Origin of the sequence: Aromatoleum buckelii (genome assembly GCF_012910785.2) — a bacterium.
Lineage (GTDB): Bacteria > Pseudomonadota > Gammaproteobacteria > Burkholderiales > Rhodocyclaceae > Aromatoleum > Aromatoleum buckelii.
In genome coordinates, this window is the sequence record NZ_WTVH02000010.1 from 1,852,218 (window position 1) to 1,862,418 (window position 10,201).

The 10,201-nt window shown below is 63.4% G+C and carries 8 protein-coding genes; 2 read left to right on the forward strand and 6 right to left on the reverse strand.

Features of this window, described 5'->3' with window-relative positions:
- Positions 1-138: 138 nt before the first annotated feature.
- Entirely contained in the window at positions 139-333 is a 195-nt protein-coding gene (locus tag GO608_RS19760; protein ID WP_211159649.1) for an SEC-C metal-binding domain-containing protein, read from the forward strand.
- On the opposite strand, the gene GO608_RS19440 is transcribed toward GO608_RS19760, so the two are convergent.
- The 6 genes from GO608_RS19440 to GO608_RS19465 form a co-directional block, all read right to left on the reverse strand.
- Positions 282-782, reverse strand: a complete 501-nt coding sequence (locus tag GO608_RS19440; RefSeq protein ID WP_169200605.1) for a hypothetical protein — start codon at positions 780-782, stop codon at positions 282-284. The two genes, GO608_RS19760 and GO608_RS19440, sit on opposite strands and share 52 nt — an antisense overlap.
- Positions 779-2,335, reverse strand: a complete 1,557-nt coding sequence (gene tnpC / locus GO608_RS19445) for an IS66 family transposase (protein WP_247003351.1) — start codon at positions 2,333-2,335, stop codon at positions 779-781. The genes GO608_RS19440 and tnpC overlap by 4 nt, the downstream gene beginning before the upstream one ends.
- Before the next feature lie 78 nt (positions 2,336-2,413).
- Complete coding sequence (gene tnpB, locus GO608_RS19450; protein ID WP_011236007.1) at positions 2,414-2,761, reverse strand: IS66 family insertion sequence element accessory protein TnpB; 348 nt, start codon at positions 2,759-2,761, stop codon at positions 2,414-2,416.
- Entirely contained in the window at positions 2,758-3,180 is a 423-nt protein-coding gene (tnpA, locus tag GO608_RS19455; RefSeq protein WP_169200637.1) for an IS66 family insertion sequence element accessory protein TnpA, read from the reverse strand. The genes tnpB and tnpA overlap by 4 nt, the downstream gene beginning before the upstream one ends.
- Before the next feature lie 2,132 nt (positions 3,181-5,312).
- Positions 5,313-6,344: an IS630-like element ISAzo33 family transposase gene (locus GO608_RS19460; RefSeq protein WP_247002968.1), complete on the reverse strand. Its 1,032-nt coding sequence runs from the start codon at positions 6,342-6,344 to the stop codon at positions 5,313-5,315.
- An 802-nt stretch (positions 6,345-7,146) separates the two neighbouring features.
- Entirely contained in the window at positions 7,147-8,313 is a 1,167-nt protein-coding gene (locus tag GO608_RS19465) for an IS91 family transposase (protein WP_169200652.1), read from the reverse strand.
- Between the two features lie 355 nt (positions 8,314-8,668).
- On the opposite strand from GO608_RS19465, the gene istA reads away from it, so the two are divergent.
- The coding region (gene istA / locus GO608_RS19470; RefSeq protein WP_247003382.1) for an IS21 family transposase at positions 8,669-10,201 on the forward strand (1,533 nt) is incomplete at its 3' end.

Below are 10,201 nucleotides of genomic sequence, written 5' to 3' on the forward strand. Positions count from 1 at the left end.
CTTACGAGCGCGCAGCCGGAAGGGTAGGATCGGCCAAACGCGGCCGTTCAGACCACGGTGCCGATAGGCGAACTCAAAAGAACTGATTCTCCAGCGGTATATGATGAAGTATTTATCGGCGCTGCCTGGATGAGGCCTATGCGAACCAAAACTGGTCGTAACGATCCCTGTCCCTGCGGAAGTGGGCGGAAGTACAAAAAATGCCACGGGGCGAGCGTTAAGCAACCGGGCGCCGGGGAGTTGATCGGTATCTGTCCGGCAATCCCCGTCAGGGGCACGGATCAGAGATCGACGAGGTGCCGCAACAGCGGGAAGGAGACGCGCCAGCTTTGACCGTCGCAGTCGAGGGTGGCGGTGCGCTGATTGATGCGCACGATGGTTCCGATGCGGGTCTGCAGGTGACGGTCTTCGAAGCTCACTTGGTCGCCGACTCGGAAGTCTGCGCGGGTCGGAGACGGCGGCTCGGGCACCGATGGCGCCGGGATCGAAGCGGCGTCCGGGATTTCGATCGCCGCATACGGCAATTTCCATTCGCGCCGGGTGCGCTCGTCCTGCACGGTGAGTTGCGTGTCCTTCATCGCGACGATCCGCCCCGTGCGCAGCGACACCTGGGCGCCGGCCTGTTGCCCGTCGAGGAAACGCACCGACTGCCCAAGATGCAGATGGCGACGGATTTCGATGATCCGGGCCGGGTCCGACATCAGGCGTTCGAGAATCGTCGAGAGGTGGAAGAGTTCGAGGCTGGTGGCGCGGTTGAGGGCTTCGATCAGGGCAGCGTTCATGCGGCGGCGGGCGTCCAGTTCATCGGCAGCAGTTCTTCGAGGCGATCGACGCGGTGGGTGTTGATCCGTGCGAGCACGTCCTTCAGATAGGCATAGGGCTCGACACCGTTCAGGCGCGCCGTCTCGATCAGGCTGAAGAGTACCGCAGCGGCCCGCCCGCCGCGTGGGCTGCCGGCGAAGAGCCAATTCTTGCGCGACAGGGCCACCGGGCGCATGGCGCGTTCGCTCAGATTGTTGTCCGCGGCGAGACTGCCGTCATTGACGAACACGGTGAGCGCCGTCCAGTTCGACAGCGTATAGGCGAAGGCTTTCGCCAGCGGCGACTTCGGCAGCAGGGTCGGGGCGTGTGCGGTGAGCCAGCGATGGAACCAGGCGAGCACGCGTGTCGTGCGTCGTTGTCGCTGTTGCCGTCGGACGTCGGGATCGGCCTGGGCAATTTGGCTTTCGATGCGGTAGATCAGCCCGATGAAGCGCAGCGCATGATGCGCAAGTCCCGGCCGGGCCCCCTTGGGCATGGCCTTGACCACGTCGAAGTACTTCCTCCTTGCATGGGCCCAGCACGCAACGTGAGTCACCCCTTCACGGAAGCTTGCGTGGTAACCACTGTAGTCGTCGGCTTGCAGATAGCCGCGCCAGTCCCCGAGGATACGGCGTGGGTGCGTGCCGCTGCGATCCAGCGTGAAGTCGTACAGTGCCGCCGGCGCCACCGCCTGCCAGCGGCCGTGCTCGTCCTTGTGATGGCCTCCGGCCAGATATGCCCACATCCGCGCCGTGACGGTCTTGCCCGGCGCCTGCAGCGCGAGCGTCGTGTCGTCGGTGAAGATCACCGGGCTCGCGAGCACGTGCCGATGCAGCGCCGGCATCAGCACGCTCAAGAGCTCGGCCCCGTCGAGTACCCAGTCGCACAGCGTCTGGCGCGCGATCACGACGCCGTCGCGGGCGAGGATGCGCTGCTGACGGGCGAGCGGGCAATGATCGAGGTATTTCGACACCATCACGTGCGCGAGCAGCCCCGGCCCGGCGTTGCTCTTGGCGAGCGGCGAACCCTGGGCGGTGGCGGTGCGGATCGTGCTGCTGCCGTCGGCGCGCTCGCAGCGGTACTTCAGACGCACGTTCTGGATGACTTCGAGGCGCGCCGGGATGTACTCGAGCATCTCGGAGACTTCCTCGCCGATGCGCTCGACCACGGCGAAGGCGGCTTTCTCGTCCGCGGACAGATCGTGCTCGACGCGTCGCCGCGGCAAGTGTTCACCGATCGCGGCACGCCCCGGTTGGCGCCGGCGGTGCGCCTCGACCTCGCGAAACGCTTCCGGCGGCACCGGTACTTCGACCGTCTCGCTCCACAATTCGCCTTGCCCCGCGTGGATCGCTTCGCTGCGCGGACCGAACAGCCGCCGGCGCAGTTCGGCCAGTTGGTGGCGCAGGCTCTCCATCTGTGCGTCGAACTGCGTCCGCAACCCGTCGAGCTGCGCGGCCATCTCCAGCACCATATCCTGGAGCGGCTCCACGGCGGTGGGCAGGGTCGCGCGATCGATGACGGCAGGGCGATTCATGGCGCCCATCTTGCCAGCGGGCGCCGCCTCGGGGCAGTCGGTCAAACCCCAATTGCATGGCAGAGCGCGGCCTCGCACTCAGCTCACGCGGGACGCGGCCACCGCCGGGAGGCGCCGCACGCGGGCCAGATCGATACCCTCGAGCCACGCCACCAGTTCGCTCATCGCCAGAGCGCCGGCCGCAAGGCGTGCCGGATCGGCGAAGCGGCCCCGTTCCAGGCGCTTGTACAGCACCCAGAAGCCGTGGCGGTCCCACACCAGGAGCTTCACCTTGTCGCGGCGCCGGCCGATGAACACGAACACCTGCCCCGACAGCGGATCCATGCCCATGCAGGAGGCGACCAGCTGCGCCAGCGCGTCGATCGATTTCCTCATGTCGACCGCCTCGCTATACACATAGGCCCTGACCGCCGAGGACAGGATCACAGCAACTGCGCCAGGATGCGATCGAGCACCTGCTGCGCGGCCGCCCCTTGCAGACGCAGCGTCATCGTGCCGGGCAGGCGCACTTCGATTTCCGCGCTGCGGGAGGACGCATCCGCACCATGAGGGAGTGCGATGAACTGGCCCCGCGCATCGGCCGACTTCGACTTTGCCCGCGACGCGGGCTCGACGTCGGTCTCGGCGCGCACCAGACGCCCGACCCGACGCCGAAACGTCGACAGCGCCAACCCGTTCGCCTCGCAGTACTGCGGGATGCTCAGCCCCTGCTCGCGACGCAGCGCTTCATGCTGCTGCCAGAACGCGTCGCCGCGGGCCATCATCCGCTTGCCCGTGCGCCAGTCGATCCGACCGCCCGCCGCACCCATACCGCTGTCGCCATCCGAACCCAACTGTCCTTCCATCGTCGCCTGCTCCGCTATTCAAGGAGCGACAACGATCCAACAACGCGGGCAGGAACGGAAGAACGGGGGTTACCGGACGGATACGTTGATCGCGCGCGAGCGTTCGCGAGCACGACGGGCATTGGCTGATCTTATGCTTAGAGATCCTCGCTTTCGTATCTGCTACCTGATCCCTCACCCCGATCAGGATCTCGACGATGCCTCAGCTTTTCAGCTCTACACGCCGGGAGTGCTCGACACAGCGCATTTGGTCATGGCAGTCTGTCAATGGCCAGGCGATATTCGCGAGTTTGCCGCTGATCCGAGACACAAGCTGATGTTCCGAGCATTGCGCCTCATTGACCAGCGGATCTTGCCGATCGAGTTTGCGGCACTGGAGCATTTGGGCGATCTCCAGATTGGTCCATTCGTGGTCGTGATCACTACTTCTGCTACCCGCGACCATGTTGCAGCGATCTTGAGTCGCATTGACCGTCCTATCCTTCATATTTCGGATGAACCTAGCCAAGGCATCGTTGCAATCGGCGATGTCTCAGTCGAGTTGCTACGTGACTTTGCCAGATCAGTCCTGAACAATCGTGAGTCCGAAGACGGCTTCCGCCAAGCAGCTGGGGAGGTACTAGCGGAGGACATTAATCGATCGGTCCTACCAGCTCGGTGTGCTGCCTACAGTCACGGCCTCACTGCGGCGAATGAAGTGGCTCTGGCGGCGTTCAGTCACGCGTCGGGCACCGAGACACGCCTTGACGGGCAGGCGCGTGACATCCTGATCGAGGCTATGCTGGAATCGGCACGCGCAGTAGCGGAAGCAAGATCAGAACTCCTTCGCGATGATCTCAAGAGCAAGGTCTTAAATCGCTACATCCTGACGGCAATGTCGCCAGCATGGGTCTTTGACCGATCACCGCCCGACTTTCATCGCGTTGAGGATGCCAATGAACGGCGGCTCCTCCGAGTCCTCTGGACACACACGAGACGACAACGAGAATTCGTTACTCATTTGCCACTTCCTCTCGGGGTGGACGTGAGCAATCCGCTCATCCAGCTGATGATGCAGCATCGAAGTGCAGAGATGATGGCATACGTAGCTGGCTTAACTGCTCTCAGTGCGCAGGATCTGACTCCTGTGCTTCGCCTCGAGCCGAAGATCAATGAAATACGTCCGAGGCTAATCCAACTTGGAGGATGCGCGCGCGGATCAGGACCGCACCGTCCTTTCAAGATGCAGAAGTTGTTTACAGCGCTCTGCCATGAGATGCGTGACCTTATCGACATCCGGGTGCTGTCGGAACTCGCAGAATCTTCCCATCGCACTGGGGGGATCAAACTTGTAACTGATCTGCCCATTGAGTTCCTTACCATCGGATCCCTACCACTCAGCCTGCGATACGACTGTAGCCGAATCCCCGTAACACCCGGCAGCTTGTCCCTTTGGAGCCTTCTCCGGTCGGATATGGCGATCCTCCCAAGAAGCACCTTCGCCGAGATTCTCGTAGTGCGTTCGTTCTGCGAAGGGGATCCATGCCGCCTCTTGCTTGAGCGCGCAATCCGCCGTCTGCAGCAAGAAAGGGGCGTCTCAGTATCGTTCAGGATAGTGGATGTAAATACGCCTGAGGAATTCGTAGCTGCTCTTAACTCTTTCGATTCCTCTGTAGTGATTTTTGATTGCCACGGAGCCCGAGATCACGACGATCATTCGGGCACGATTGTGATCGGTGGAGCGCCTTTACACTTGTGGCAATACCGTACCGAGGTAAGAGTTCCCCCCATCGCGCTGTTTAGCGCCTGCGATACGTTTCCCCTTGACGGGTCTCACGGCTCTAGTTCGGCCGGAATGCTATTGCTGGGAGCACGAGCCGTTCTTGGTACGTTGCTTCCTATCGATGCACGCGTCGAGGCCGTGTTTGTCGCCAGGCTAGCCCTTCGAATAGCCGAGTTCCTCCCGCTTGCACTACGGCGGAGTCCGCATGGAATTGATTGGCGATCTTTCCTGGCCGGGATGCTTCGAATGGCTCACGTCTCGGAGGTCTTGCTGCCACTTGTTGCCAACGCAACGATCTCGCCCTCGCAAAGGGACGACATCCAATTGCACGCGAACATGGAGATTACTAACTTTTCAATAAGTAGTGTCACTATAGAGTGTATTGACACTCTGGTTGCCGGAAGAATGACTTCACGAGCTCGGGGAGTTTCTGAATGCTGCGCAGGGCCCCGAGTGCGAGGCGCTTCATGTCCTCCTTGCTCTCGACCACCTGGCGCGAAACCTTGCGCTTCACATGCGCCCAGACCGTTTCGTCCGGGTTCAGGTGCGGCGAATACGGCGGCAGGTAGAACAGCTTCAGCCGGCCGCCGAGGCTGTCGACATAGGTCTTGATCAACTTTGCCTTGTGGATCGGATGACCATCGACGATGACGAACACCGGCTTCTGAGCGCCGATCATCAAGCGCTTGAGGAACTCCAGAAAGACCTTCGCACCGACCGAGCCTTCATGCAGCATGAACCGAAACTCGCCCTGCGCGCTCACCGCCGAGATCATGTTCAGCGAAAAGCGCCGGCCGGTGGCCGTCACCACCGGCGTCTGGCCCTGCGGCGCCCAGGTGGTGCCGGTGTGGTAGTCGGAACGGATTCCCGACTCGTCGGCGAAGTAGATCGTCGCGCCCGTCGCACGCGCTTCGGCGCGAATGGCGGGATAGGTCTCGGTCTCCCAGGTCCGCACCAGCACGGGATCCTGCTGCCAGGCCTGATAGAGCGGTTTCTGGGCGCTGAAGCCCAGGATCTTCATGAGCCGGTGGACCGAGGAAACCGACAGTTCCTTCTTGAGCTGACGATTGATCAGGTGACGGATCAGCGTCAGCGTCCACAGCCCGAACTCGAACTTGAACTGCTGCGGGGTGTGGTCGCGGACCGCGCGGGCGAGCCAGGCCATCTCCTCGGCGCTGAGCCTGGGCGGACGTCCCGGGATCGGCTTGGCGAGCAGGGCGTTCTGGCCGCCGTTGGCGAAGTCGGCCAGCCAGCGGAAGACGCTGCGAGGATTCACGCCGAACGAGGCGGCGACGCTCTGCACGGTCTGCCCCTCACGCACCGCTTTGATGGCCTGCTGCCGCATCACCTGCAAGGTGTGATGATCGTGGGCGCGACCGTCGGAAGTTCGCTTGCATTTCATGCCGCATATTATCGCCTATATGGCATTACTTTCGGGAAAGTTAGTAACCGCGGTAACCCGGACTGGTTTACGTCGGTCGAGGAACAGATCTGTCGGGTCCTCGGCAGCAAAGGTAGGAATAGCCTTAACCGTCTCACTGATGCACTTCTGCACGTTCAAGTGGGCAGCCCTGAATCACTCTTGATCGTCGAGCGCACCCCACAGGAAATAGTTGGCGAAGCTCTAGATAGCCTTCAAACACAAGGGAATCGCCCAACCCCCAGCGCGGAGCGGGAATTGATTCAGTGAGATCGGCTGGAGCTTCATAGCTTGGTCTCCGCTCGGGGTCGGGTCCGGCTGTAGGATGAACTTCGGAGCGGACGTAGAGGCCAACTTTCGGAGCTACGACCGCTGACTGACGCGTTGCTGCCTTTGGCGGCGACATACCCCAACGGCCGGTCAGGTTTAGGTTTGTTTGACGTCTGCCCTCCACGTGACGAGGCTGGATGACGCGAGAGCGCCTGCGGGCAGACGTTGAATAAACCTCCAGGGACGAAACCGCGGGATGCTGCCGCGCGGTTTGGGCGGGACGCGGCCTATGGGAATTTGACGCCAGCCGGTGTTCCCGGGATGACCGATGATTGGCGCCTCGAACCGTCGGCAACGCACAGCTCGGCACCGAGGGCGGTCATTGGCGCCACGATCGCGCGTGCCGGAAGCGGCGAATGCTGGCGAGAAGGCATCGAACAACAGCCGGCCGCTGCCGGCGCCGGGAACTCGGGCGCCGAGGCTGTCGTGTGACGAGAGAGCTGCAAGCGGTGCATCATGGCGGAGCACGAATTGGCTGTCGACGCATGATGATCTCGACGACCAGCATGGCGCTGCCGCAGCAGCGACAGACGAAGGTCGGTGACGGCGTGACGGCGCTTTCGTTGTCGACCGGTTCGGGTCGAGGCACATCGAGCAAGGTACGCGCCCTCGCCAGATTCTGCTGTCGCCCGGCATTGGCCAGCAGTCCGTAGTGACGGATGCGGTGGAAACCCGTTGGCAACACATGCAGCAGGAAGCGCCGCATGAACTCGTCGGCGGCAAGCGTCATCGTCTTGTGGCGGGTACCCCCCTTGGCGCGGTAGTCCTTCCAGCGGAAGGACACGCCGTGCTCATCCATCGCCACCAATCGCCGGTTCGAGATGGCCACCCGGTGGGTGTAGCGGGAGAGATAGGCCAATACGGCCTCGGGACCGGCGAACGGACGCTTGGCATACACCACCCACTCGCACCTGCGCAGCGGCACCAACCACCGGCCGAACGCGCCGGCATCGGCCAGGGGCTCGTGCTCGCCGAAGAATTGCAGCTGGCCGGCGCGATAGAGCTTCTCGAGTTCCTCGATGAAGCGCCGACGGAACAAGCGCGACAGCACGCGCACCGGCAGGAAGAACCCGCGCCGGCAGGTTACCCAGCGTTTGCCGTCTGGAGAAATTCCACCGCCGGGGACGATGCCATGCACGTGGGGATGATGCGTCAATGCCGAACCCCAGGTGTGCAGGACCAGGGTGGCGCCGATCTGGGCGCCGAGGTGTTTCGGATCGGCGGCGATCGTCGTCAGCGTTTCCGCTGCCATGTCGAACAACAGCCGGTAGATCACCGCCTTGTTGGTGTAGGCGATGGCGCTGATCGGTTCGGGCAGCGTGAAGACGACGTGGTAGTACTCGACGGGCAGCAGATCGGCCTGTCGGGCCTCGAGCCAGCGCTGCGCGGCACGCGCCTGGCACTTCGGGCAATGTCGATTGCGGCAGGAGTTGTAGCTGATCTCCTCATGGCCGCAGGCATTGCAACGCAATGCGTGTCCGCCCAGCGCCGCGGTACGGCACTGTTCGATGGCCGACATGACCTTGAGCTGACCGAGGCTCAGGTGGCCTGACTGCTTTGTTCGCCACGCGGGGCCATGGGTGCGGAAGATGTCGGCGACCTCCAGGGCAGGCCGCACCATGGCCGCGCTACGGCGAGTTCAGCTTCTCCAACGGGCTGACGACCTCGCGCAGGATGTCGGTGGCGACTTGGGCATACAGGGCGGTGGTTTCCAGCTTCTTGTGCCCGAGCAGGACCTGGATTGCGGATTCCGACCCAACGTGACCGCTGATACCGAAATAGTGTGACCGGTGATTCCGTGGGTAGTGACCGCGGATTCCGATTTGATCGTGACCGATTTCGGCGAGTTGTCGGAATGGGCGGTCACGATGTCGGAATCGTCGGTCACGATCAAATCGGAACGGGTTTGTGAGGCCAAGCGTGGCAACGTCGTTTGTCAGGCCGGCTACCCTCGCGTGCTTTGCGCGGAGACGGGAATGCCGGCGGAGCGGATTGCCATGCACAAGATCAGGGAGCTGTTACGGCTCAAATACGACTGCGCGCTGTCGCATGAGCGCATTGCCCGCGCGCTGTCGATTTCCAAAGGAGTGGTCGCCAAGTATGTGAAGGCGGCCAAGGCGAGCGAGCTGACGTGGGCCGAGTTGTCGGCGGCCGACGAGGCAGAGCTGCGCCGGGTGCTGGGGGTGGCCAGGCGTGGACGCGGCGCGAGCGTCGGCTATGCGGCGCCGGATCTGGCGGCGGTGCATCAGGGGCTCAAGCGAAAGAACGTCACGCTGGCGTTGCTGTGGGAAGAGTACGTGCAGACGGCCGGCGGGCCGAGCTATCAGTACTCGCGCTTTTGCGACCTGTACCGCGCGTTCGCCCGGCGCCTGAAGCGCTCGATGCGCCAGGTGCATCGCGCCGGCGAGAAGCTCTTCATCGATTACGCCGGCGACACGGTGCCGATCGTCGACGCCGACACCGGCGAGATTTCGCGCGCGCAGATCTTCGTCGCGGTGCTCGGCGCCTCGAGCTATACGTTTGCCTGCGCCACGGCGACGCAGTCGCAGGCCGACTGGCTGGGATCGCTCGCGAAGGCGCTGGCCTTTATCGGCGGCCTGCCCGAGTTGATCGTGCCGGACAATACGCGCTCGCTCGTCGGTCAGGCCGACCGCTACGAGCCGCGATTGCAACGCACCACCGCCGAATTCGCCGCACATTACGGCGTGGCGATCCTGCCCGCGCGCCCCTACAAGCCGCAGGACAAGGCCAAGGTCGAAGTCGGCGTGCAGATCGTGCAGCGCTGGATTCTGGCGCGGCTGCGGCACCGGCGTTTCTTCTCGCTAGTGGAGCTCAACGGTGCGATCGCTGCGTTACTCGAGCCGCTGAACACGCGCCCCTTCCGGCGCCTGCCGGGCTGCCGCCGCGAAGCGTTCGAGACGCTCGACCGGCCGGCGCTGCGCCCCTTGCCGGTCACGCCCTTCCAGTTCGCCCGGTGGAAAGGAGCCAAGCCCAATATCGACTACCACGTCGAGTTCGACGGGCATTACTACAGCGTGCCGTATGCGCTCGCGGGTCAACCGGTGGAGTTGCGCATCACCGCGAGCAGCATCGAATGCTTTGCCGCGGGCCGCCGCGTCGCGGTGCATGCGAGAAGCCACCGGCACGGGGCGTTCACCACGCTCACCGAACACATGCCCGCTTCTCATCAGGCGCATCGCCAGTGGTCCCCGGGCAAACTCATCGCCTGGGGCGCCACGGTCGGACCTCATACCGAGCAGGTGGTCAGCCACCAACTCGAACGCATGCCGCACCCCGAGCAGGGCTACCGGGCGTGCCTCGGGCTGATGCGCCTCGGTCGTCAATACGGCAACGAACGCCTCGAAGCCGCGGCTACCCGGGCCGTCACCCTCGGGGCGATGCGTTACCGCAACGTCGCCTCGATCCTCAAGAGCGGGCTCGACCGCGCGCCGCTCCCCACTCCCACTCCCACTGCCGCTAGCCAAACCGAACTGGCACTTCCCACCGTG